22 protein-coding genes and 1 pseudogene are annotated in these 24,269 nt (G+C 61.7%); 12 read left to right on the plus strand and 11 right to left on the minus strand.

The features are described from left to right. Nucleotides 1–14: 14 nt before the first annotated feature. Nucleotides 15–350: a GIY-YIG nuclease family protein gene (locus H7R73_RS02175; RefSeq protein WP_103260879.1), complete on the minus strand. Its 336-nt coding sequence runs from the start codon at nt 348–350 to the stop codon at nt 15–17. Continuing rightward, complete coding sequence (rarD, locus tag H7R73_RS02180; protein WP_103260878.1) at nt 347–1,240, minus strand: EamA family transporter RarD; 894 nt, start codon at nt 1,238–1,240, stop codon at nt 347–349. Before rarD ends, H7R73_RS02175 begins: the two co-directional genes overlap by 4 nt. A 102-nt stretch (nt 1,241–1,342) precedes the next feature. Here rarD and H7R73_RS02185 point away from each other — a divergent pair, with 102 nt between their 5' ends. Then, nucleotides 1,343–1,933: a uracil-DNA glycosylase family protein gene (locus tag H7R73_RS02185; RefSeq protein ID WP_041214394.1), complete on the plus strand. Its 591-nt coding sequence runs from the start codon at nt 1,343–1,345 to the stop codon at nt 1,931–1,933. Here H7R73_RS02185 and H7R73_RS02190 read toward each other — a convergent pair. Further along, a complete protein-coding gene (locus H7R73_RS02190; protein WP_103260877.1) occupies nt 1,930–2,787 on the minus strand; it encodes a DMT family transporter in 858 nt (285 codons plus the stop codon). The genes H7R73_RS02185 and H7R73_RS02190 overlap by 4 nt on opposite strands. Nucleotides 2,788–2,878: 91 nt before the next feature. Here H7R73_RS02190 and H7R73_RS02195 point away from each other — a divergent pair, with 91 nt between their 5' ends. Continuing rightward, a complete protein-coding gene (locus H7R73_RS02195; RefSeq protein WP_103260876.1) occupies nt 2,879–3,796 on the plus strand; it encodes a LysR substrate-binding domain-containing protein in 918 nt (305 codons plus the stop codon). Between the two features lie 104 nt (nt 3,797–3,900). Here H7R73_RS02195 and znuB read toward each other — a convergent pair whose 3' ends face one another. Next, nucleotides 3,901–4,680: a zinc ABC transporter permease subunit ZnuB gene (gene znuB / locus H7R73_RS02200; RefSeq protein ID WP_103260875.1), complete on the minus strand. Its 780-nt coding sequence runs from the start codon at nt 4,678–4,680 to the stop codon at nt 3,901–3,903. Nucleotides 4,681–4,689: 9 nt separating this feature from the next. After that, the gene (znuC, locus tag H7R73_RS02205; RefSeq protein ID WP_010672804.1) at nt 4,690–5,454 is read right to left on the minus strand and encodes a zinc ABC transporter ATP-binding protein ZnuC; all 765 of its coding nucleotides are present in this window, start codon (nt 5,452–5,454) and stop codon (nt 4,690–4,692) included. 94 nt (nt 5,455–5,548) lie between these two features. Between znuC and znuA the strand changes: the two genes are divergently transcribed. Together znuA and H7R73_RS02215 are read left to right on the plus strand one after the other, a co-directional pair. After that, nucleotides 5,549–6,487 carry a zinc ABC transporter substrate-binding protein ZnuA gene (gene znuA, locus H7R73_RS02210; RefSeq protein ID WP_103260874.1) on the plus strand — a complete coding sequence of 313 codons (939 nt, stop codon included), beginning with the start codon at nt 5,549–5,551 and terminating at the stop codon, nt 6,485–6,487. Nucleotides 6,488–6,563: 76 nt separating this feature from the next. Then, entirely contained in the window at nt 6,564–7,238 is a 675-nt protein-coding gene (locus H7R73_RS02215; protein ID WP_041212317.1) for a transglutaminase-like cysteine peptidase, read from the plus strand. Here the strand turns inward: H7R73_RS02215 and H7R73_RS02220 are convergent. After that, nucleotides 7,233–8,171 carry a TAXI family TRAP transporter solute-binding subunit gene (locus H7R73_RS02220; RefSeq protein ID WP_234927682.1) on the minus strand — a complete coding sequence of 313 codons (939 nt, stop codon included), beginning with the start codon at nt 8,169–8,171 and terminating at the stop codon, nt 7,233–7,235. The genes H7R73_RS02215 and H7R73_RS02220 overlap by 6 nt on opposite strands. After that, a pseudogene (locus H7R73_RS02225) lies at nt 8,168–9,468 on the minus strand (LapD/MoxY N-terminal periplasmic domain-containing protein). The gene H7R73_RS02220 and the pseudogene H7R73_RS02225 overlap by 4 nt, the downstream one beginning before the upstream one ends. A gap of 270 nt (nt 9,469–9,738) precedes the next feature. Here H7R73_RS02225 and mepM point away from each other — a divergent pair. Then, nucleotides 9,739–11,076 (plus strand): murein DD-endopeptidase MepM, encoded by a 1,338-nt coding sequence (gene mepM, locus H7R73_RS02230; RefSeq protein WP_010672809.1) that lies wholly within the window; start codon nt 9,739–9,741, stop codon nt 11,074–11,076. A 63-nt stretch (nt 11,077–11,139) separates the two neighbouring features. On the opposite strand, the gene H7R73_RS02235 is transcribed toward mepM, so the two are convergent. After that, complete coding sequence (locus H7R73_RS02235; protein ID WP_039039728.1) at nt 11,140–12,084, minus strand: D-2-hydroxyacid dehydrogenase; 945 nt, start codon at nt 12,082–12,084, stop codon at nt 11,140–11,142. Nucleotides 12,085–12,245: 161 nt separating this feature from the next. On the opposite strand from H7R73_RS02235, the gene H7R73_RS02240 reads away from it, so the two are divergent. Beyond that, on the plus strand, nt 12,246–12,827 hold the full coding sequence (locus tag H7R73_RS02240; protein ID WP_042864483.1) for a YjaG family protein: 582 nt from the start codon (nt 12,246–12,248) through the stop codon (nt 12,825–12,827). A 61-nt stretch (nt 12,828–12,888) separates the two neighbouring features. Here H7R73_RS02240 and H7R73_RS02245 read toward each other — a convergent pair whose 3' ends face one another. Next, nucleotides 12,889–13,368 (minus strand): MarR family winged helix-turn-helix transcriptional regulator, encoded by a 480-nt coding sequence (locus H7R73_RS02245; protein WP_010672813.1) that lies wholly within the window; start codon nt 13,366–13,368, stop codon nt 12,889–12,891. Nucleotides 13,369–13,531: 163 nt separating this feature from the next. On the opposite strand from H7R73_RS02245, the gene H7R73_RS02250 reads away from it, so the two are divergent. Next, a complete protein-coding gene (locus H7R73_RS02250) occupies nt 13,532–14,059 on the plus strand; it encodes a hypothetical protein (protein ID WP_182951462.1) in 528 nt (175 codons plus the stop codon). A 9-nt stretch (nt 14,060–14,068) separates the two neighbouring features. Beyond that, the gene (locus H7R73_RS02255; RefSeq protein WP_182951463.1) at nt 14,069–15,667 is read left to right on the plus strand and encodes a BCCT family transporter; all 1,599 of its coding nucleotides are present in this window, start codon (nt 14,069–14,071) and stop codon (nt 15,665–15,667) included. 70 nt (nt 15,668–15,737) lie between these two features. Here H7R73_RS02255 and mutS read toward each other — a convergent pair whose 3' ends face one another. Further along, complete coding sequence (mutS, locus tag H7R73_RS02260) at nt 15,738–18,308, minus strand: DNA mismatch repair protein MutS (protein WP_103260872.1); 2,571 nt, start codon at nt 18,306–18,308, stop codon at nt 15,738–15,740. A gap of 263 nt (nt 18,309–18,571) precedes the next feature. Next, nucleotides 18,572–18,979, minus strand: coding sequence for a Spy/CpxP family protein refolding chaperone (locus H7R73_RS02265; protein WP_103260871.1), 408 nt, complete (start codon nt 18,977–18,979; stop codon nt 18,572–18,574). Between the two features lie 199 nt (nt 18,980–19,178). Here H7R73_RS02265 and pncC point away from each other — a divergent pair, with 199 nt between their 5' ends. The 4 genes from pncC (at nt 19,179) to alaS (ending at nt 24,259) form a co-directional block, all read left to right on the plus strand. After that, complete coding sequence (pncC, locus tag H7R73_RS02270) at nt 19,179–19,670, plus strand: nicotinamide-nucleotide amidase (RefSeq protein WP_029313644.1); 492 nt, start codon at nt 19,179–19,181, stop codon at nt 19,668–19,670. Nucleotides 19,671–19,750: 80 nt separating this feature from the next. Continuing rightward, nucleotides 19,751–20,815, plus strand: coding sequence for a recombinase RecA (gene recA, locus H7R73_RS02275; protein ID WP_010672819.1), 1,065 nt, complete (start codon nt 19,751–19,753; stop codon nt 20,813–20,815). Nucleotides 20,816–20,856: 41 nt separating this feature from the next. Then, the gene (locus H7R73_RS02280; protein ID WP_103260870.1) at nt 20,857–21,363 is read left to right on the plus strand and encodes a regulatory protein RecX; all 507 of its coding nucleotides are present in this window, start codon (nt 20,857–20,859) and stop codon (nt 21,361–21,363) included. A gap of 271 nt (nt 21,364–21,634) precedes the next feature. Then, nucleotides 21,635–24,259, plus strand: coding sequence for an alanine--tRNA ligase (gene alaS, locus H7R73_RS02285; protein WP_010672821.1), 2,625 nt, complete (start codon nt 21,635–21,637; stop codon nt 24,257–24,259). The last annotated feature ends 10 nt before the right edge of the window (nt 24,260–24,269 follow it).

Raw genomic sequence — 24,269 nt, forward strand, 5'->3', positions numbered from 1 at the left:
TGCAGTGGCCCTTTTTATGGGGGCGACACTGGGTCGGTGTGCGGGGTGGCAAGCCAGGAAAGGCTCCAGCCGTGCCACAGCGCCGGCTCGTGCACCAGGCGCTCCTTGAACGCCTTGCTCTGCTGCTTGAGGCGGTACTCGAGGCGCAGCGCCTCGCGTTTGCCGGGGACCTCCTGCTGCCATACCAGGGAGAGGAGCCCCTTGCCGCGCAGGGCTCTGGCCCCCTTGCCGCTCTGGTGCTGACGCAGTCGCCGCTCGGGATCCGTGCTGATCCCCGCATAGAGTGCCCCGGTGCCGGTGCGCACCAGATAGACAAACCAGCGGGAGGGAGTGGGGGTGGCGAGGGTCACGAGGTGCGCCACCTGGCCCGCTGGCGCCCAAGCCGGTGCAGGGGCAGCAGGCTCACCAGCAGGCCGGCCCAGACGAAGGCAAAGCCCACGGATTTCACCGGATCCGGGATCTCGCCAAACCAGAAGAGGGCGAGCAGGAAGGCGAGGCTCGGCTCTATGTATTGCAACAGCCCCACCGTGCTCATGGGCGTGCGCGCCACCGCATAGCAGAACAGCCCCACCGGCAGCAGGGTGGCGGGGGCGCTGCCCATCAGCAGCAGTCGCTCGGTCCAGTCACCGGCCATAAACTGGCTGGTGCCCTGCAAGGTCAGCCAGCCGATGATGAGAAGGGCGATGGGCAACTGCACCAGGGACTCTAGATAGAGGCTGGTACCGGCGTCCAGTCTCACCTTCTTCTTAATGAGGCCGTAGAGGGCAAAGTTGGCCCCCATCACGAGGGAGAACCAGGGCAGCTGGCCGTAGGAGAAGAGCATGTAGGCGAGCCCCGCCAGGGCGAGCGCCACCGCCAGGTGTTTTTGCGGGGTGAGCTTCTCTTTGAGGAAGAGCACCGCAAAAGCGATGTTGAAGAGCGGGGTCATGAAGAAGGCGAGGCTGGTGGCCAGCACTTGGCCCGTGGTCAGGCACCAGGTGAACATGCACCAGCTGATGGACATCACGGGGCCCGCCAGCAGCACAAGGCCGAGCTGCCGGGGATCGCCGCGCAGGGCCCCCCAGGGCACCCGCTGGCCGAGGAGCAGAAGCATGCCTCCCAGCAGCACCACGGACCAGAGCACCCGGTGGGAGAGCAGTTCCCACATGTTGATCTCGGGCATGAACTGGTAATAGAGGGGCAGCATGCCCCACAGCACGAATGAGAGGGCCGCGCTGCCGGTGCCCATCCAGTTCTTCATCTCTCTCCGTTTATTAAACTAAACAATGGCGGCTGCATGATAAGTATCCGCCGCCCCTTTCACAAGCGGGAGCGGGGAGAAAACTCTGGTACTATCGGGCCCATGAACCGACTCGATCCCCTGTTTGAACAGATCCGGGCCTGCCGCCTGTGCGAGGCCCACCTGCCGCTCGGCCCAAGGCCGGTGATCCGCGGCAACGAGCGCGCCCGTCTGCTCATCATCGGCCAGGCCCCCGGCACCCGGGTACACGCCAGCGGCATCCCCTGGGACGATCCCTCCGGCGATCGGCTGCGCTTGTGGCTCGGGGTGGACAAGGCCACCTTTTACGATGAATCCCGCATCGCCATCATGCCCATGGGGCTCTGTTACCCCGGCAGGGGCAAGTCGGGGGATCTGCCGCCGCGCCCGGAATGTGCCCCCACCTGGCACGACAAGGTACTGATGCTGCTGCCCAACATCGAGCTGACCCTGCTCATCGGCCAGTATGCGCAGGCTTACTACCTGAGGGCCGCGGCGAAAGGATCACTCACCGAGACGGTGCGACACTGGGCGGACTATGGCCCGGCCTGGTTGCCGCTGCCGCACCCGTCCCCGCGCAACACCCTCTGGCTCAGGAAGAACCCCTGGTTCGAGCAGGGGGTGATCCCCCATCTGCAGCAGAGGGTCGCCCCCCTGCTTGACCCGGCAGGCTAGAGCGTCGGCTCGGCCTGGGGCTTGGGCTTGCTGCGGGCCATGGCGACCAGCGGCAGTATGATGCACAGGCACCCCAGCAGCAGCGGCAGTCCCGGCTGTTCGTCAAACAGCCAGACCCCGATGGCGACCGCCATCAGCAGCCCGGTGTACTCCGCCGAGGCGATCTTGCTCGCCTCCGCCTTGCGATAGGCCATCACGCACAGCCCCGCGTAGACCATGATGAGCGCCGAGGAGCCGAAGGCGGGCCACCACATCTGCCATTGCCACTCGCCCCCTTCCCACCAGGCCAGCGCCAGGATGAAGGGCATGCTCAGCACATTGGTGAAAAACAGGGTCTGGGCGATGGGCTGCTGGAGCGGGATGCGCTTGATCAGCAGGTTGTTGACCGCCAGGGAGAGCGCCACCCCGAGCGCCGCCAGGGCGGCCCAGTTTACCTCGGTCGGGCGCAGCACGATGAGCACTCCGACGAAGCCGAGCAGCGCCGTCAGCACCTTCTGGCGCGAGAGTGCCTCCCCCGCCAGCCAGACCGCGAGCGGCACCATCAGCAGCGGGGCGGCATAGAAGAGGGCGTTGGCGGTGGCGAGCGGCAGCCGGGTGAGGGCGACCACCATCAGGCAGACGCCGACGGCCCAGATGTGGGCCCGCAGCAGGTGCCATTTGAGGGCTACCGGCGGGTTGCGCCGCCAGGACCAGAGCAGCCAGGGGGCGAGCAGCAGGGCCGCGGAGAGCTGGCGGAAAAAGACAAATTGGAAGATGGGCTGGTCCGGCTCCAGCACCTTGACCAGGGCATCGGAGAAGACCGCCACCATGTTGCCGAGCACCAGATAGAGGATGCCTATTCCGACTGCATTCATACCACCTCCAGATTCAGATGAGGGGAGGGTAGCCCGCGGCCTGTTATCCAGTAAAATGATAAAAAATCATCACGCATGAGAAATTTGGATAATGAAGCTGCCCCCCCTGCGCGCCGTTCAATATTTCGAGGTGGTTGCCCGCCTGCTGAGTTTTTCCCGTGCCGCCCTGGAGCTCAATGTCAGCCAGAGTGCGGTCAGTCACCAGATCCGTCTGCTGGAGGATTTTCTGGGGGAGCGGCTGCTGCTGCGCCAGGGGCGGCTGCTCTCCCTGACGCCCCAGGGGGAGATCTATTTCGAGGGGATCGCCGCCGGGTTGGTCCAGATTGCCCAGAGCAGCGAGCAGTTGCGCGGTGGAGGCGAGATGCGGGTGCGGCTCGCGGTCTACAGCTCCTTTGCGGTGAAGTGGCTGATCCCGCGCCTGGCCGGGCTGCGCCAGCTCTATCCCGAGCTGGATCTCAGCCTGGAGATGGTGGCGGAAGATCCCGAGCTCTCCGACAGGGTGGCGGACGGTTTCATCACCGTCTCCCCCGAAGGGCCGGGCTACATGCACGATCTGCTCTATCGGGAGCGGCTGATGCCGGTGTGCAGTCGCCGGATGTGGCAGCAGGTGGAAGGGGAGTGGCCCGCCACCCTGTGGCAGTTGCCGCTGCTCTCCATCCAGGCTATCTACCGCGAGAAGGGGGAAGATTGGCGGCGCTGGGCCGAAATGGGGGGACTGGCCATTCCCCCCGAGGCGAGGGTGCACCATTTCAGCCATATCCTGCTCGCGCTGGAGGCGGCGAACTGGGACCAGGGAATGGCGCTCATCAATGACTACATGTTGCAGCCGGAGGATCCGCGTCTGGTGCGGCTGCCCCTGCACGCCCTCGAGACCGGCGACAACTTCTATTTCGTCTTCAAGCGCTCGCGCGCCCATGAACCCGCCATCAGCCGGTTGCGTCAGTGGCTGTGGCAGGAGTCGCAGGCGAGCCTGAGACCCGGGGAAAACGAGCCTCTCAGGCGCGTCTGAACGGGCTGGGCGCCCTATGCAGAATGGACGGCACAGCCCACGACGCAGGAGTCTGATTCGGGAGGCCTGATGGCACTGGCGAGACCAGGGCCATCAGGAGCGGGTCAGGTGCGCTTGAACTGGCTCAGTACAAAGAGGGTGGTGGCGCAGACTACGACCGAGGGACCGGCCGGGGTGTCCTGATACCAGGAGAGGGCAAGGCCCCCCAGCACGGCGAGACAGCCTGTCAGGGCGGCAAAGCCGGCCATCTGCTCCGGAGTCTGGCTGAAGCGGCGGGCGGTGGCGGCGGGAATGATCAGCAAGGAGGTGATGATGAGCGCCCCGACGAACTTCATGGCCACGGCGATGACCAGGCCTATCAGCAACATCAGCACGCAGCGCAGCACATCCACCCGCACCCCTTCCACCCGGGCCAGCTCTTCCGAGATGGTCATGGAGAGCAGGGGATCCCAGAGCCGCCACAGGGTGAGCAGCACCAGGGCGCCGCCGCCGTAGATCCAGAGCAGGTCCATGGGCTGCACCGAGAGCAGGTCGCCAAACAGGTAGGCCATCAGATCCACCCGCACGTTGTCCATGAAGCTCAGGGTGACCAGACCCAGCGACAGGGCGCTGTGGGCCAGAATGCCGAGCAGGGTGTCGGTGGCGACCTGCTGGTTGCGGCTCATGATGATCAGCAGCATTGCCATGGCGAGGCAGCAGACCACGACCGCCAGGGTGAGGTCCACCTGCAGCAGGATGCCGAGGGCGATGCCGAAGAGGCAGGCATGGGAGAGGGTGTCGCCAAAATAGGCCATCTTGCGCCACACCACGAAGCTGCCCAGGGGGCCGGCCAGCAGGGCGATGCCGAGTCCGGCCGCAAGGGCGTATAACAGAAAGCTGTCCACGTGAAGATCCTAGTTGTTGCGAGAGGGCAGGCGGATGACGGGAGCCTGCGGTTCATGATGATGGTGTTCGCCATCGCAGTGGTGATGGTGGGTATAGACCGCCAGCACCTCCCGCTCCGGCCGCCCGAACAGGCGGGCAAATTCCGGGTGGCGGGCCACGCTCTGTGGCTCGCCGTGGCAGCAGACGTGGCGATTGAGGCAGATCACCTCGTGAGTGCTGGCCATCACCAGGTGCAGATCGTGGGAGACCATCAGCACGGCGCAGTGGAACTCGGCGGCCAGCTGGCTGATGAGGGCATAGAGCTCGATCTGGCCCGTGATATCTACCCCTTGCACCGGTTCGTCCAGCACCAGTAGCTCGGGCTTGACCAGCAGGGCGCGGGCCAGCAGTACCCGCTGCATCTCGCCACCGGAGAGCTTTTGCATCCGGTTGTCCAGCAGATCCTGGGCACCGACCCGATTGAGGGCCTCCTCGATGGAGAGGCGGCTGTTCTTGCCGAGTTGCAGGAAGCGGCGCACCGTCAGGGGGAGGGTGGGATCCAGATAGAGGCGCTGGGGCACATAGCCGACCCGCAGGTCGCGGCGGCGGACGATGTCCCCCGAATCTGGGCGGAGCAAGCCCAGCACCAGCTTGCTCAGAGTGCTCTTGCCCGCCCCGTTGGGGCCGACCAGGGTGGTGATTTTGCCTTTGTTCAGGGTAAAGGAGACCTTGTCGAGCACGAGTCGTCCGTCAAATGAGAGACAGACCTCTTTCAGCTCCACCAGTTGGGTCATGACAGCTCCGGGGTTTACAGCCTGTGAGAGTTATAATATAACAGCGACGTTGGTTTGTTATATTATCACACACATACTCCCTGACGAGACCTCTATGCGAATTCTTGCTCTGATCACTGCCCTGATGGCGGTGAGTTTGCCTGTCCGTGCCCTCGAGGTGCTGACCACCATCAAACCCCTGGGCTTCATCGCGGCGGCGATCACCGATGGAGTGAGCGAGCCCGGGGTGCTGCTGCCCACCGGCGCGTCGCCCCACGATTTTTCCCTGCGCCCTTCCGATATTCGCAGCATCAACGAGGCCGATCTGGTGGTGTGGGTCGGTCCGGAGCTGGAAGGCTTCATGGCCAAACCCCTGGCCCGGCATCCTCATGTATTGACCCTGACCCAGGTTCCCGGCATGCCGCTGTACAACTATGCGACCCAGGGGGAGCATGTCGAGCATCACCATGATGACAAGGATCATGACCATGCCGCCCACGACCACGGCTCGCACGACGAGGGCCATGAAGGGCACCACCACGAAGGGGTGGATCCCCACATCTGGCTGGGTCCAACCCAGGCCAAGGTGATTGCCAAGGCGATTGCAACCGAACTGGGCAAGCTGGATCCTGCCAACCAGGCGCGCTATGCCGCCAATCTCGCGGCCTTCGAGGGCAAGGTGAACGCCCTGGACAAGGTGATCGCCGTGCAGATGGAGGCGGTGGATCAGAAGGGCTACTTCGTGTTCCACGAAGCCTATGGATACTGGGAGCGTCACTACGGCATGAGCTCCAAGGGACACTTCACCGTGAGTCCGGAGCGTCGCCCGGGAGCCAAGACGCTGATTGATATCCGCAAGGCGCTGGAAGAGAAAAAGGCGAGCTGCATCTACGCCGAGCCGCAGTTCTCCCCGGCGGTGATCGAGTCGGTCGCCCGCAATACCGGGGCCAAGGTGCTGCTGCTGGACGAAGTCGGCGAGCAGGTGCCGCTCGGTCCGGACGGTTATCCGCAATTCATGCAGCAATTGGCGGACGCCTTCGCCCAGTGCCGCTAGGCCTTGCCCGACATTGACGATAGAGGCGGCGCGGCCAACTATACTGACCTCCAGCATCTGATATGGAGTGTCAGTCATGAAATGGTTGCTCGTCTCTGCCTGCACGCTGACCCTGCTGGGATCCGGCATACAGGCATCCGGTCTTTCCGAACACATCGCCAGCCCGGAACTCAGGGCAAAAATGCAGGCGGTCTATGGCGCCAGAGCGATCCAGCGGTCCGAGGCCTTCTCTCGTCTGCTGACGCCAAGGGCCGGAACGACGGACCAGCAGAAGCTGGAGCTGGTGAACAACTACTTCAACAACCTGACCTACAGCGAGGATCCCAGACTGTGGGGGGATGATGATTATTGGGCCAATCCGCTGGAGTTCATCGGGGCGAGAGGCGGGGATTGCGAGGACTACAGCATCGCCAAGTACTACACCCTGATGGAGCTGGGGGTCGACGAGAAGAAGCTGCGGCTGGCCTATGTGAAGGCAATTCGTTACAACCAGTTCCACATGGTGACGTTGTACTTCCCGACCATCAAGTCAGATCCCCTGGTGCTGGACAACATCAATGGCCGCATCCTGCCGGGGAGCAAGCGCAATGATCTGCAGCCGGTTTACAGTTTCGATGCCAAAAGCATCTGGATCATGAAATCCCGCCGCGAGGGAACCCTGGCGGGGAGTGCCGATCGCCTGGCCCAGTGGACCTCGATGCAGAGCCGGTTCTCCAGCGAGCATCTGCGCTCCCCCCGTCGCCAGCTATAACTTGCCCGCCGCCTTCAACTCCTCGAAATATTTTCCCGCGCCCGGATGCTGTTCGACACTCAGCACCGGGCCTATTTTGTTGCGCGCCTTGTGAAACAGGTTCGCATAGCCATAGGTCTGTTCGTTGAAACTGGTTTGCTGGCTCAGCATGGCCCGAGTCAGCCGATAGACCTCGTCATCGGGAGTGGCGGCATTGGTCACCAGGGTGGCGGCGATGGCGAAGGTGGGGGTTGCCTTGAGGTTGCCCGGGTAGATGCGTGCCGGCACTTGGCTACGCTGGTAATACCTGACCCCTTTGAGCAGCTGGTCCCTTACGGGCCCCTCGATAGCCAGGAAGCGCACGGCGCAGCGCTTGGCGGTGTCCAGCACGATGCGGTTGGGATGACCCATGACAAGGCCATAGGCATCGATCTGTTTATTGCACAACGCTTCGGAGAGATTGGCGACGCTCTTCAAATCGAGATCCTGCTCCTTTGCGCCCAGAACATTGAACAGGGCCAATGCCGTTTGACGAGTCCCTGAACTCTTCAGGCCCATGTCGATGGGGGCCAGCTTGAGCTGCTCCAGGGTGGTGATATCCCCATCGGCTCGCACCACTATGGTGAAAGGTTCGGCGTGGGTGGCAAAGAGCGCCCTCAGCTCGGGTTGTGGCTGGGCAGCGAAAGGCCCGGTGCCCTGGCTGGCCTGATAGAGCCAGTCGGACTGGACGAGCGCATAGGGTACCTCTCCCGTTTTCAGCTGGCGGAGATTTTCGATGGACCCGGAGCTGGCCTGTAGTTTGCAGGGCATCGTGGGGTCACTTTTTTTGGCCAGTCTGCAGAACTCCTTGATGACCTGGTAATAGATGCCTTGCTCCCCCCCTGTGCCTATGGTCATGGTGGTCGCGTGCAGGGTCGGTTGCCACAGCAGGGCGAGCAGCAGCGGGATCCTCATGATGCATTCTCCTGAGTGGCATAACCATCGATGCCCCAACTGCGCAGCATGTCCACATCGCTTACGTCGCCGGCTTCCGCCAGCAAGGTGTAGCCGGAAGCATGGAGGCATTGGGAGAGCAGGTTCCAATAAAGGGGGGACTGGGTGAGCTGGCAACTGATGAAGACGGGTCTGATGGGGTCGAGCTTGGCCAGATTGTCGTTGTTCATCGGGATGTTGCTGAATGCCAGCTCAATCCCCTGGGACTGGAGTGCGGTCAGTCGTTCCTCGGCCAGGGGGGGAAGATCGCCAGATCCCAGCGCCAGTCCAGCGTCTTGCCACGAGCGCTGGTCAGCACGGGGGCAAACTGCGCCCAGTCTGGGTGGCCGAGCAGGCTGAGAGGCAGCTGAAGTCCTTCCGCCTTCTGAGTCAGCCAGTCGTTGAGCAGCCCCCGAATTTCATCCGGCGAACTGTCCGTGGTGGGGGGGTGCTTGGGTAGCAGGCGGCTGTAGAGCCTGATACTCCCCTGAGTGGAGAAGAAATGCTGCTGATAGGTGTTGCCATCGGTGTCGACCAGCCCAACGAGCTTCTGGTGGGTCGGGAGAGCGTCGTGCTTGCCAAGCTGGGTGATCTTGAGCCGCTGTTGCAGCAGGTCCCGCTTGCGTTCAGAGACCAGCTGGTTGATGGAGGCAACGACTTCCTGCAATTCGCGAAGCCACGGGGTTGGCAGGTTGCCGCTGAACTGGCGTTTGCGGATCCGGGCCAGTTGCAGACTGATCTGTTCGAGGGGGCGCAGCAGGCGGCGGCACACCCAGGTGATCACCAGGCTGAACACCAGCAGGCCGGCGAGCAGCGCAAGTCCGGTACGACTGATGGCGTTCCACAGATGCTGGTAGGCGTAACCCTTGTGTCCCTCGAGCGTGAGGGTACCGAGAATGCGCCAGCCGTCGGTCAACTCCTGCTCAATCTTGACCGGTGGCATGTCGATAACTGAGGGGAGCCAGCCTGGAACATTTTGCTGTGCGGTGTGGAACACCTTCTGGAACAGCACCTGGCCATCCGGATCCAGCAGAACGACGGAGTTGACGAAGCCTCCGTCGAACATGGCGTTCACTATGGTCTCGGCAAGGACCTTGTCATCGTTGAGCAGAGTGCCCTGCAGCACCAGCCCCAGTGCGGTGATGGCGGTTTCAAGGTTGGCCGACATCTGGTCGAGAATAGACTGTCGTACCGTCGTGATCTCCAGCACGAGCAGCAGCGCGGCGCCGATGGTGAAGAGGATTAGGATGATTACATTTAACAATTTTGCCAATGACATACCCACTCCATGGAGATGTTTTTGCAACATTTTCTGGGCCGGAGAGCACCACAACCGGACTTGGTTCTTAAAAATAGAAAAAAATGGCTGAAAATGACGATCATTTCTGCCCATGCTGGAAGGTTATGCATAAAATGTGAGTTTCGTGCATGGAGCTATGAACTTTTTGTAAGTATTTAGGTCTAAAAGCCAGATATTCGGTTTTCATAATAAAAACTCATAAAAACAGACCCACAACCACCACCCTTAGATCTAATAACAGGATAGCGGATGAAACGTCTCCGTCCCTTGGTAGCCCAGGCTGCCAATTGGGAACCCCCGGTTCCCCGCAAGCATTTCTATGCCATGCTATTGCTCACGGCCATGACGCTGTCAGCGGTAGCCGTATTGCCAGCTCCCGGTGACATCCTGGAGCGGCCACTGCGTCTGGAGTTGCCGATCGCCACCACGGGCACCGCAACCAACGAAGACAACACCGACTTCAACGACATTCCGGATCACGAGCTGGTCGAGTCAGCCGCTCCCGAAGACGACATCCCGGCCGATGCCACGCCTCAATGGCAAGATTACCGGGTTCGCAACGGCGAGAACCTGACCACCATCTTCAACAACTTGGGGCTGTCCACCACCACCCTCTACAAGGTGCTGGATGCGGATGCCAAGAACAACCTGGCGCGTCTCAAACCCGGTCAGACCATCGAGTTGCTGATCGATCAGGACAACATTCTGCAGCAGTTGAAGATCCGCCTGAACATCAAGCAGACCCTGGTGCTGGAGCGTACCGACGACACCTATAGCGCCAACATGCTCAATGAAGAGGTGGAGTGGCAGCAGAAGAGCTATGACGGTGTCATCAACGGCAGCTTCTACGTCAGCGCCCGCAATGCCGGGATCCCGGCCAACCACATCCAGAAGATTGCCAACCTGTTCCAGTGGCGCCTCAACTTCGCCAAGGATTTGAAAAAAGGTGACAAGTTCAAGGTGCTGGTCCGCCAGGAGACGGTCGAGGGCAAGAGTACGGGCAATACCCAGTTGCTGGGGGTCGAGGTGTTCAGCCAGGGCAAGGCCGTGTCAGCCTGGTTGTCGGAAGATGGCAACTATTATGACGGTCAGGCAAACAGCCTGGAGCGCGGCTTCCGCCGTTATCCGACTCACAGCCGTTACCGGGTCAGCTCCAGTTTCAACCCGAATCGCCGTCATCCCATTACCGGGCAGGTCCGGCCCCATGAGGGGACCGACTTTGCCCTGCCGGTAGGCACGCCCATCATGGCGACCGGTGACGGTGTGGTCCTCAAGGCAACCAGCCACCCGCTGGCAGGCACCTATGTCGTGATCAAGCACGGTCGTACCCTGATGACCCGTTACCTGCACCTGAGCAAGCTGCTGGTGAAACCCGGGCAGAAGGTGAAAATGGGCGACAAGATAGCCCTCTCCGGCAACACGGGCCGTTCCACCGGTGCTCACCTGCACTACGAAGTACGCATCAACAACCGGCCGGTGGATCCCATGAAGATCAAGCTGCCGATGGCGGAGCCGCTCTCCGGCAAGGACAAGCGTCAGTTCCTCGCCAAGGTGAAGAGCTACCGCAAAGAGATGGAGGCGGGCTGAACGGCGCCCTCCTGACGAAAAAGGCCCCGCCAACTGGCGGGGCCTTTTCATTGCAGAACGGCTTCAATAACCCTTGTCAAAGTCGATCCGGCCGTCCAGCTGCTGACCATCAATGAAGCGGATGTAGTTGCGGATGAAGATCTGGGCTACATCTTCCGGGAAGCTGTAGGCGCTGTTGTGGGGCGTCACGATGAGATTGGGCTGGTGCCAGAGTGGGCTGTCAGCGGGCAGGGGTTCCTGCTCGAACACATCTAGCACCGCCATGGCGGGTTTGCCGGCTTGCAGTGCCGCCAGCAGGTCCCCCTCATGGACGGCATTGCCCCTGCCGACGTTGAAGAAGATGGCGCCCGGTTTGCAGTGGCTGAAGCGTTCGGCGGTGAAGAGATGGCGTGTCTCTCGGGTGGCGGGCAGTACGCTGACGATGACATCGGCCTGGGCCAGCATCTTGTTGAGTGCCGGCAACTGGTACACCTGATCGAACCCGGCACGTTCACGGCCACTGTGGCTGATGCCGAGCACCCTCATGCCAAAATGTTTGCCGGTGTGGGCGATATGCTGCCCTATGCTACCGGTGCCGAGCAGCAGCAGCGTCTTTCCCTTCAAGCCCTGGTAGGGATGGCTCTGCCAGACGCCCTGTTGCTGCTGCTCGCGATAGAGTGGCAACTGGCGGGTCAGGCTGAGCAGATGGCCGAACACATACTCGCTCATCAAGGGGCCGAAGATGCCGCGGACATTGGTGAGCAGGTAGTCGCGGCGGCAACTGGCGTCCAGCAGCACATCGACCCCGGCATAAGTCGACTGGAGCCAGCTTAGCTTGCCGGCCTTGGCCAGCAGCGGCTTGGCCCGGGCAGGCTCGGCCATCAGGATATGAGCGTCACCGATAAGCTGTTCGGCCTCGGCCTGATTGTCGGCCCGAAGAATGTGCAGATGGGGAAGATGGGCCGCCTTGAGCAGGCGTTCATAGTGGCTGTTGTCCTGACTCAACAGCAGCAGGGTACGTTGGCTCATACTCTTGTTCCTTATCGTGTTTATGGCAAGGCGAGAGGGATGCTGTCTCCATCTTACCCCAGTTGATCGGGCAAGATAGTCGAGCAGGGCGCTTTTTCATTTTTAGACGGGGCCCTCGTGGGCTACAATCTGCCCCACATTTTGCAAAGGATCCGACTCCAGTGTTTGGTGACAAGTTTTATAAGCGACTGGCCGAGCTGCAGCCCTGGCAGCAAACCGTCTATACCCTGGCGCTGGCAGAGCGCATGTACCCCAACTATGTGCTCTTTACCCAGGCTTCCGGTTTCGGGGATGCGAGGGCATTCCGTCACGCGCTGGATCAGATGTGGAACTACCTGACGGTCAAGGGATCCCGCGTCAATCTTGGTGCCATTCTGGAAGCGTTTGAAGTCTACATTCCCGATCCCCGCAAGTTTGAATCCTACGGCGCCTATCCGGCACTGGACGCCTGCGTGGCGCTGGGTTGTGCCTACAACTCGGTGATCTGCCGGGTGGGGGAAGAGGCCAACGACGCCAGCCATGCGTCTGTCGGCACGGTCGCCGGCTTCATCGAGATGCTGGAAGAGCGGGATCTCAGCGATGAGGAGCTCTATGAGCACGAGTACATGGAGGCGGAGCTGGAGTTCCAGGTCGAACTGCTCAAGCGGGTGGCCCATGAACGGGACAGCGATCGTATCCTTGCCATTCGCGCCTTTGCGGCCCAGGACGGCGTATCCAACATCGGCATCAGCCTGGAGGCGTAATGCCATCGCGTTCCAGCCATAAAAAAAGCTCCCGGTCGGGAGCTTTTTTTATGGCTGCAGTTCAGGCCCGCTCTTCGGTCAGGGGGCTGACACTCAGCACGGGGGCGGCATCGATACCGTCGGCATTCATCATGGCGGAGATGCGTTGCAGGGAAGAGAGCAACAACCCCTGCTCCCAGTTCTCCAGCGCCTGAAAGCGTTGAATGAAACTCTCCTGCAAGGGGGTCGGAGCCTGGGCAAGCAGGGCGCGTCCCGCGTCAGTGAGCGTCGCATGCACCTTGCGTTTGTCGGTTTCGCTGCGAATGCGCTGCACCAGCTGGCGGCTCTCCAGCCGGTCCATGATGGTGGTGGCGGTGGCCTGGCTCATGTTGGTGTGATCCGCCAACTGGCGCATGGAGATCTGGCCAAGCTCGTCGATCCCCTTGAGCAGCAGGAGCTGAGGCGAGGTCAGGCCGGCCTCCTTGATCAAGCGCTTGGAGTGCATGTCGATGGCACGGATGATCTGGCGCAGGGCGATCAGCACTTCATCATGTTTTTCCATGGGGTCTGGGTCATCGCAGGGCTGTGGAGAGGCGCGAAATTCTCCGCCTAATCCATAACAAGGTCAATATGGTTTTTGATGTAATGGTTTTAGCTCTAATGAATTTTGTGTTAGGTTATCGGATAATTGCCCCATTCCAACCCGATATTTGAGGAGTGAAATCATGCATGACGACCTGGATATCAAGTCCCTGGTTGCCGACCTGCGTGTGGTCAGAGTTCGCTATGAACTGCCGGACACCGCAGCATTTGTGCGTTATCAACCTGCCTATGACGAGGACCCCAACAACCTCAAGGTACACCACTACGATGGTGAGCTGCCGCTCTCTTGCAGCAATACAGGTTCTTTCAGCCTAAAGGAGTTGGTCAATGAGTTGCGCTATGCCTATGTGCTGGTTCACCTCTTCCCCGACGAGAGTGCCATGAACTTCTATCTGGCGGGTCTGGACAATGGACTGGCACAGCTGGAGTTCATCGGTGGCTCCTATGACTTCAGCCGCCTCTGGATCACCAGCGGTGTCTCCAATCTGGGGGTGCCCATGGCGATCTTCCTTGGCAAACGCCACGCAGTGAACGGTCAGCCGTCGGTGACCCTGGTGGATCACCGTGAGCAGGTGGCAGGTCGTCTGGCCTATCGCGCCATCGGCGGTGCCGGCGATCACGTGGGTGAAGACTTTTTCAACAACGACTAAGGAGGCCCGATGCGAGCAACCAAAGGGCTTTTGAAAGGCCTCAATCCCACCATGGCCATGACAGCCCTCACCGTCGTGACCCTCTTCCTGCTGTTCGGCGTCTTTGATCCGGATACCGCAGGAACCTGGTTTACCGGGGCCAAGGACACCATCATTGCTGGCTTCAAGTGGTATTACATCCTGGTGGTCGCCCTGTTCCTGTTCTTCGCCGTCTACCTGATGTTCAGCCGCTTCGGCAGCATCCGGCTGGGCGACGACGACCAGGTACCGGAGTTTGGCTACTTTGCCTGGTTCTCCATGCTGTTCAGCGCAGGCATGGGCATAGGCCTGGTGTTCTGGAGCATCGCCGAGCCCATGTATCACCTGCAGGGCAACCCCTTCATCACCGAAGGCATGACGCCGGAAGCGGCCCAGATCGCCATGCGCCTCACCTTCTTCCACTGGGGTCTGCACCCCTGGGCCATCTATGTGATCGTCGGCCTGTCGCTGGCCTTCTTCAGCTACCGGCGCAAGTTGCCGCTGGCCATCCGCTCCGTGCTCTATCCCATTCTTGGCGATCGCATCTACGGCTTCTGGGGCCATGCCGCCGACGTGCTGGCGGTGTTCGGTACCGTGTTCGGGGTGGCGACCTCCCTTGGGCTGGGCGTCTCCCAGATGAACACCGGCCTCAACCAGATGTTCGGCATGGGCGTGTCACAAGCGAACCAGCTCTGGCTCATCGGTGGCATCAGCCTGATTGCCACCCTGTCGGCCATCTCCGGCGTCGGGCGCGGGGTGAAGATCCTCTCCGAACTCAATATCTGGCTGAGCGTGTTCGTGCTGGGCCTCTTCCTGGTGCTGGGGCCAACCACCTACATCCTCAACGCCTATGTGCAGAACATCGGTGATTACCTGCAGAACATCGTCAAGCTGAGCTTCTGGACCAATACCGAAGCCAACGGCACCTCGGCCTGGCAGTCTAGCTGGACCGCGTTCTACTGGGGCTGGTGGATTGCGTGGGCCCCCTTTGTCGGCATGTTCATCGCCCGCATCTCCAAGGGCCGCACGATTCGTGAATTCGTGCTCGGCGTGCTGCTGGTGCCCTCCCTGCTCGGCATGTTCTGGCTCACCGTGTTTGGCGGGACAGCCATGAACCTGGAGCTGTTCGGTGGCGGCGGCGTGGTGGAAGCGGTCAATCAGGATGTCACCATGGCGCTTTACAAGACAGTGGAACTCCTGCACTGGGAGACCTTCGGCTGGATTGCCAAGGGGGTGCTGACCCTGCTTATCTGCACCTACTTCATCACCTCCAGTGACTCGGGCACGCTCGTGATTACGACGCTGCTCTCCATCGGCGACCAGGATCCCCCCGTGCTGCACCGCGCCATCTGGGGGCTGGGGCAGGGGCTGGTCGCGGCCATTCTGCTGGTCTCCGGCGGGTTGGCCGCCCTGCAGGCCGCCAGCATCATCGCCGCGCTGCCCTTCTCGGTCATCATGCCGGCCATGTGCTATTCCCTGATGCAGGGGCTCAAACAGGAGAGCCAGCACCAGTTCGAATACAGGCAGAAGCTCAAGCGCCATCCGGGGTCGGTCAATCTGAGCCTGATGGATCGCATCGGTCCGGGCTGATGACAGGTTCGGTCAAACGAAAGGGGAACCTCGCGGTTCCCCTTTTTCATGCCTGTTCGGCGGTCGTTAGCTACAGCATCTGCTTGAGTCGATAGAGCAGGTCAAGGGCCTGTCGCGGGGTCAGCTCGTCCGGGCGAACTGCTGCCAGCTCCTCCACCACAGGATGGGGTTGCGGGGCGAGAGTGACCGGAGCCGGACGGCTTTCGCCGGCGGCCACCGGAGTGGCACTCTCCAGCTCGTGCAGTTTGTGACGGGCCTGCTGGATCACCGATTTGGGCACCCCGGCCAGCGCCGCTACCTGCAGGCCGTAGGAGCGGCTGGCCGCACCTTCCTGCACCGCGTGCATGAAGGCGATGGTGTCGCCGTGCTCCACCGCATCCAGGTGGACGTTGGCCAGCCCGCTCATCAGCTCGGGCAGGCGGGTCAGCTCGAAGTAGTGGGTGGCGAACAGGGTGTAGGCGCCAATCTTGCTTGCCAGCTGCTCGGCGCAGGCCCAGGCCAGGGAGAGGCCGTCGTAGGTGCTGGTGCCGCGGCCAATCTCGTCCATCAGCACCAGACTGCGGGCGGTGGCGTTATTGAGGATATTGGCGGTTTCGGTCATCTCCACCATAAAGGTGGAGCGGCCGGAGGCGAGATCATCCGACGCCCCGATGCGGGTGAAGATGCGGTCGATGGGGCCGATGCGGGCGCTGTCGGCGGGCACGAATGCGCCGATATGGGCCAGCAGCACGATGAGCGCGGTCTGGCGCATGTAAGTGGACTTACCGCCCATGTTGGGGCCGGTGATGATCAACATCCGCCGCTCCCGCTCCAGCCGTATCGGGTTGGCGATGAAGGGATCTGTCATCACCTGCTCCACCACCGGATGGCGGCCCGCCTCGATGAGGATCTGATCTTCGTCGATGAGGGTGGGGCAGCGATAGTCGAGGGTCTCTGCCCGCTCCGCCAGGTTGGCCAGCACGTCCAGCTCCGCCAGTGCGGCAGCAGACTCCTGCAGATCGCCGAGGTGCGGCAGCAGGGCGTCGAGCAGCTCCTCGTAGAGGCGTTTCTCCAGCGCCAGCGCCTGGGCCTGGGCGGTGAGCACCTTGTCCTCGTACTTCTTCAGCTCATCGATGATGTAGCGCTCGTTGTTTTTCAGCGTCTGGCGGCGGATGTAGTGGGCCGGCACCAGGTGGCTGTTGGCGCGGCTCACCTCGATGTAGAAGCCGTGCACCTTGTTGTAGCCCACCTTGAGGGTGTTGATGCCGGTGAGCGCCTTCTCCCGCTCCTCGATGCGGGCCAGGCTGGCGGTGGCGCCATTGGCCAGATCCCGCAGCTCGTCCAGCTCCTGATTGAACCCTTCACGGATGACGCCGCCATCGCGGATGAGCACCGGCGGCACCTCCATCACGGCACGCTCCAGCAGGTCGAACAGCTCGGGGAAGGTACTTGCCCGCTCGCGCAGCTGCTGCACCGCCTCGTGCTCGCTCTCCGCCAGCAGACGCTGCAACTCGGGCAGCTGAGCAAAAGCCTGCCGCAGCCGGGTCAGATCGCGCGGGCGGGCACTGCGCAGGGCGAGGCGCGCCAGCACCCGCTCCACATCGCCGACCTGGCGCAGCAATCCGCCCAGCTCGTCGTAAAGGTTCTGCTCGATGAGCTCCTTGATGGTGCTCTGGCGACCTTTGAGGATCACCCGATCGCGGATCGGCTGGTGGATCCAGCGCTTGAGTAGCCGGCTGCCCATCGGCGTGGCGGTGCAATCGAGCACGGCGGAGAGGGTATTGTCGTGACCGCCGGCCAGATTCTGGGTCAGCTCCAGATTGCGGCGGGTGGCGGCATCCATGATGACCGCATGGTCGGGCTGCTCCAGGCGCACGCTGCGAATGTGGGGCAGGGCGGTGCGCTGGGTGTCTTTCACGTACTGCATCAGGCAGCCGGCGGCGCACAGGGCGGTCTCGCTCTGCTCGACCCCAAAGCCCACCAGATCCTGGGTGCCGAACTGCTGGCACAAGAGCTTGCGGGCGGTGCCGAGCTCGAACTCCCACTCCGGGCGGCGGCGCAGACCGCGGCGACCCTCGACATGGTGCAGGAAGGCGAACGATTCGGGGTAGAGCAGCTCCGCCGGATTGGTGCGTTGCAGCTCCGCCAGCAGGGTCTCTTCTTTCTCGAACTGGTTGATGAAGAAGCGTCCGGAGCCGATGTCCATGGTGCCGTAACCGAAGCGGCGGCCATCGTGGTAGACGGCGGCGATCAGGTTGTCCTGCCGCTCGCTGAGCAGCGCCTCGTCGGAGACGGTACCCGGGGTGATGATGCGAATGACCTTGCGTTCCACCGGCCCCTTGCTGGTGGCGGGATCCCCCACCTGCTCGCAGATGGCGGCCGATTCGCCGAGCTGTACCAGCTTGGCGAGATACCCCTCGATGGCGTGATAGGGCACCCCGGCCATCGGGATGGGACTGCCGGCCGACTGGCCGCGCTTGGTCAGGGAGATGTCGAGCAGCTGGGAGGCCTTGCGGGCGTCGTCGTAGAAGAGCTCGTAGAAGTCACCCATGCGATAGAACAGCAGGATCTCCGGGTTCTCGGCCTTGAGGGTCAGATACTGCTGCATCATGGGGGTGTGGGCGCTCAAGTTGGCGCCTGGCGCTTGGTATTGTGCTGTCATGTGCTATTCCAGAAGGTGCTCTTGCGGGCAAACGTCTGCCGTCATGGGTCTGAATCTGGGGGCCATTCTACATGCTCGAGGCAAGATGGTGAGGAGGAATCTCCGTCTTGGGGGCAAAGCCGGCATCCCGTCGCGGATCTGTGCATCCGGCTGATGCTGACCAGAGTGGCCTGGGGAGAGCCTTGCCCAGAAGAGGCATGGGGGAGGAGAAATAGCATCCCCGCACGGATGCGGGGATGGGAGAGACGGGGAGAGTGTCGCCCTCAGTACATGGCTTCGTCGCCGCTCAGCATCTCGTGCAGTTTGGCTTTCTGCTCGGGCGTCAGCACCCGGCTCACCTCGAAGAGGTAGTGGGCGCGATGGTAGCGAGCCTCGGCCTGTACGTCGCTGATGGTCTGCAGCTGTTTCTTGGCGGCCGCCTCATCCCACTTGCCGGACTTGATCATGTTGACGATGACGTCCTGGCCGATTGCGTCGAGCTTGATTGAGCCCAGCTCCCTGGTGGCCTGCTCGCGCAGCCCCTTGATCTGCTCCACCTGCGCGCTGGAGAGGTTCAGCTCCTGGGCCAGGGTGGTCTCGCTCTGCAGCTCGGCGGTACCCTCGGTGGCAAAGGCATGGGTGGCGATACACATTGCGAGGGCTGTCATGGCGACGTTGAACGGATGCTTCATCCGGCTTTCTCCTTGGTCTGATGGGATGGAAACCGCATGCATGGCGGTGTTGGAACATGATAACGAGCAGCCATGTACTGGAGCTTAAGCGACGACAACTTGCTGACGCAGTGGCCCCGGGGTCGGTTGCCCGAGGGGCGGGGCAACTGCATAATGAGCGCCATATTTCGCCTGGAAGAGGCCGGAAGAGGACGCGATGATGGGACTTGAAGCAGAGATCTCCCGCTTATCCCGGGAATTGGGCGAGGCACTGCTGGCCAGAGGCTGGCTGGCCGCCACGGCGGAATCCTGCACCGGCGGCGGGGTTGCCACTGCCATCACGGATACTGCCGGCAGCTCTGCCTGGTTCGATCGCGGTTTCGTGACCTACACCAACGAAGCCAAACAGCAGATGCTCGGCGTCAGCATCGACAGCCTGTTGCGCCACGGCGCCGTCAGCGAACCCGTGGTGCTGGAGATGACCCGGGGCTGCCTGGCCCGCTCCGATGCGGGTATCTGCGTGGCCATCAGCGGTATCGCCGGGCCTGGTGGTGGCAGCGAGGAGAAACCGGTCGGCACTGTCTGGTTTGCCTGGGCAGATCGTACCGGTCGTCACCACTCCCTGCTTGCCCGTTTCGATGGGGATCGCCATCAGGTGCGCCAGCAGGCGGTCAGACAGGCCTTGTCCGGACTCCTGGCACTGCTCAAATAAATTGGGCTTGATACTGTATGCATAAACAGTATACTTAGCCCAACTTCACTTCTTACTCACGATTCCCAGCGGAGATTGGCATGGATCAGAACAAACAGAAGGCACTGGCGGCTGCGCTGGGCCAGATCGAAAAGCAGTTTGGCAAAGGCTCCATCATGCGTCTGGGCGACAGCAAGACCATGGATATCGAAGCCATCTCCACCGGCTCTCTCTCTCTGGACGTGGCGCTGGGGATCGGTGGTCTGCCGTGCGGTCGTATCGTCGAGATCTACGGTCCGGAATCGTCCGGTAAAACTACGCTGACCTTGCAGGTGATCGCCGAAGCCCAGAAGAAGGGCAAAACCTGTGCCTTCGTCGATGCGGAGCACGCACTGGATCCTATCTATGCCGCCAAGCTGGGCGTCAACGTCGACGACCTGCTCATCTCCCAGCCGGATACCGGTGAACAGGCACTGGAGATTTGCGACATGCTGGTGCGCTCCAATGCCGTCGACGTCATCATCGTCGACTCCGTGGCGGCCCTGACCCCGAAAGCGGAAATCGAAGGCGAAATGGGTGACTCCCACGTCGGCCTGCAGGCCCGACTGATGTCCCAGGCGCTGCGTAAATTGACCGCCAACATCAAGAACGCCAACTGCCTGTGCATCTTCATCAACCAGATCCGGATGAAGATTGGCGTCATGTTCGGCAGCCCGGAGACCACCACCGGTGGTAACGCTCTGAAGTTTTACGCCTCCGTGCGCCTGGACATCCGTCGTACCGGCGCCATCAAGGAAGGGGACGAGGTGGTCGGCAACGAAACCCGCGTCAAGGTCGTCAAGAACAAGGTGGCGCCACCCTTCAAGCAGGCTGAGTTCCAGATCTTCTATGGTGCCGGTATCTCCAAGGAGGGCGAGCTGGTGGATCTCGGCGTCAAGCACAAGCTGATCGACAAGGCGGGCGCCTGGTACAGCTACAACGGCGAGAAGATCGGCCAGGGCAAAGCCAACGTGATGAAGCTCTTCTCCGAAAACAAGGCACTGGCTGCCGAGGTGGAAGTGAAGCTGCGCGAGCTGCTGCTCTCTGGCGCCGCGCCGGTGGAAGAGAAGGCCACGGCTGCCGAATACGACGAGTTTGAAGCTGAAAACGAACAAGAGTTCGAATAAGGAATGAGGAAAGGCCGGGTTGATACCCGGCCTTGTTGTTTATGGCGGATGAATCTGTGAACGGAACGGGCGAGCCCGTCGAATTGACCTTTGAAGAGCAGCTGGCGGCCGCCCGTGCCTACGCCATGCGCAGCCTGGCCCGTCGCGAGAGTGCCGAGTCGGAGCTGGCCAGACGCCTGCGTCAGAAGGGATTCGAGGAGGAGGTGGTTGCCGTTGTACTCGACCATTGCCGTGGCTATGGCTGGGTCAATGACGAGCGTTACGGTGCCATGGCGGTGCGTGCTGGTGCGGCCAAAGGCCATGGTCCGCTCAGGATCCGCTTCGACCTGCGCCGCAAGGGGCTGGATGACACCCAGATCGAGGCGGCCCTGGATCAACCCGAGCTCGAATGGTTCGAACTGGCGCTTGCGTTGTTGTCGCGTCGGGCAAAGGCGACCAACTTTGCCGACTTCAAACAGCGCATGAAGTGGCTCAAATATCTGATGGGGCGTGGCTTTACCCAGGAGCAAGCCCGTTACGCCCTCTCAGCCATGCAAGGTGAGCAATAGTGGCGCGCCAAGGTTGAACACCTATAGCAACTGGTGTGCGGTGCGGCTGGTGGGGAATATCAGCCCTTCGCCGAGTCTGTCGATGGCGGCCCTGTGGTCGAGCGAGGCATCCCGAAGCCCCCCTGTTGCGACGTGCTTGTGGGTGCTGCTGCCAAAGCTGGCCCCTTGGGGGCTATTTCACCCGCCAAGGGTCCCCACGTTTTACTTTACCCTGCAGAAAACTTACATTAATGCGGTTAAAAGTCCGTATTCGAATCAAGCAGGATTTTCCATGTACATGTCCACGTCAGAGATTCGCGCTGCGTTTCTCGAGTATTTCCGCACCCAGGGACACCAGGTTGTCTCTTCCAGCTCGCTGGTACCGCACAACGATCCGACCCTGCTCTTCACCAACGCAGGGATGAACCAGTTCAAGGACGTGTTCCTTGGCGCCGACAAGCGTGCCTATCACCGTGCCACCACGGCCCAGCGTTGCGTGCGGGCTGGCGGCAAGCACAATGACCTGGAAAACGTCGGCTATACCGCCCGTCACCACACCTTCTTCGAGATGCTGGGCAACTTCAGCTTCGGTGACTACTTCAAACAGGACGCCATCCGGTTTGCATGGGAATTCCTGACCGGTACCCTCAAGCTGCCCAAAGAGCGCCTGCTGGTGACCGTCTACGCGACTGACGACGAAGCCTTCGACATCTGGGAAAAAGAGGTCGGCGTGCCGGCCGATCGCATCGTGCGCATCGGTGACAACAAGGGGGCTCCTTATGCATCCGACAACTTCTGGGCCATGGGCGATACCGGCCCATGCGGTCCCTGCACCGAGATCTTCTACGACCACGGCGATCACATCTGGGGTGGCCCTCCCGGTTCACCGGAAGAGGATGGCGACCGCTTCATCGAGATCTGGAACGTGGTCTTCATGCAGTTCAACCGTCAGGCTGACGGCACCATGGAGCCGCTGCCCCGTCCGTCCGTGGATACCGGCATGGGTCTGGAGCGTATCTCCGCCATCATGCAGGGAGTGCACTCCAACTATGAGATCGACATCTTCCAGGCGTTGATCAAGAAGGCGGCCGAGATCGTCGGCACCACGGATCTGAGCAACCAGTCCCTGCGCGTCATCGCGGACCACATCCGTTCCTGCGCCTTCCTGGTGGCTGACGGTGTCATGCCCTCCAATGAAGGTCGCGGCTACGTGCTGCGCCGCATCATCCGCCGCGCCGTGCGTCACGGCCGCAAGCTGGGTGCTACCGACGTCTTCTTCTACAAGCTGGCTGCCGAGCTGGCCGTGCAGATGAAGGATGTGGCGGCAGAACTGATCGCCCAGCTGCCGCTGGTCGAGCGAGTGTTGCGCATCGAGGAGGAGCAGTTCGTCCGCACGTTGGACAGAGGTCTGCTGCTGCTGGAAGACGTCCTGGCCAACCTCGGTGATGCCAAGGTTATCCCGGGTGAAGTGGTGTTCAAGCTCTATGACACTTACGGCTTCCCGGCCGACCTGACCGCCGATGTGGTGCGCGAGCGCGAGATCGGCATCGACGAAGAGGGCTTCAAGGCCGAGATGGAGAAGCAGCGCGCCCGCGCGAAAGAGGCTTCCAGTTTCGGCGTGAACTACAACGACGTGCTGAAGCTCGATTTCGAGACCCCCTTTACCGGTTACAAGCAGCTGAGCCAGAACACCCAGGTGGTCGGTATCTACAAGGATGGTGTCGAGGTCAATGGCCTCATCGCCGGTGAAGAGGCAGTGATCGTGCTGGCGGAGACCCCCTTCTATGCGGAGTCCGGCGGTCAGGTGGGTGACAGCGGCATCCTCAAGGTGGATGACGGCATCTTCGCCGTCACCGACACCCAGAAAGCGGGCAAGGCGATCATCCACAAGGGCTATCTGGAACTGGGTACCCTGGAGAAGGGAGCCGAGGTCGAGGCCGTGGTCGATGGCGACCGTCGTCAGGCCATCGCCCTTAACCACTCCGTGACTCACCTGCTGCACGCGGCCTTGCGCCAGGCGCTGGGTGAGCATGTGACCCAGAAAGGATCCCTGGTGGGCGCCGAGCGCATGCGCTTCGACTTCTCCCACTTCGAAGGGCTGACCATGGCGACCATTCGCCGGATCGAGGAGCTCGTCAACGCCCAGATCCGTGCCAACCACGAGGTGGCCACCCAGCTGATGGGGCTGGAAGAGGCCAAGTCAGCCGGTGCCATGGCGCTGTTTGGCGAGAAATATGAAGACGATGTGCGCGTGGTACGCATGGGCGACTACTCCACCGAGCTGTGTGGCGGTACTCACGCCAAGCGCACCGGTGATATCGGCTTCTTCAAGATCATCGCCGAGAGCGGCATCGCGGCTGGCGTGCGCCGTATCGAAGCGGTCACCGGCAAGAGCGCCATCGATCTGATGCATCAGCTGGGTGAACAGATCGAAGAGGCCGCCGCGCTGGTGAAGGGCGATCAGTTCTCCATCGCCGACAAGGTTCGCCAGGTACTGGACAAGGCCAAGATGATGGAGCGCGAGCTGGAACAGCTCAAGGCCAAGCTGGCGGCGCAGGCGGGTAACGACCTGCTGAGCCAGGTCATCGACATCAATGGCCAGAAGGTGCTGGTTGCCGCCCTGGAAGGGGTCGACCCCAAATCCCTGCGCGGCATGCTGGACGAGCTGAAGAACCAGATGAAATCCGGTGTCGTGCTGCTGGCAACCAGCAGTGATGGCAAGGTCAACCTGATCGCGGGCGTGACCAATGACCTGACCGGCAAGGTCAAAGCTGGTGAGCTGGTCAATCTGGTGGCCCAGCAGGTGGGTGGCAAGGGCGGTGGTCGTCCCGACATGGCACAGGCGGGTGGTACCCAGCCTGAGGCGGTGCCGGCGGCGCTGCAATCCGTTCACTCCTGGCTGGAAGAGCGCCTGTAAGCGGGCGAGG

It is taken from the genome of Aeromonas sp. WP2-W18-CRE-05, assembly GCF_014168615.1.
GTDB classification, from domain to species: domain Bacteria; phylum Pseudomonadota; class Gammaproteobacteria; order Enterobacterales; family Aeromonadaceae; genus Aeromonas; species Aeromonas caviae.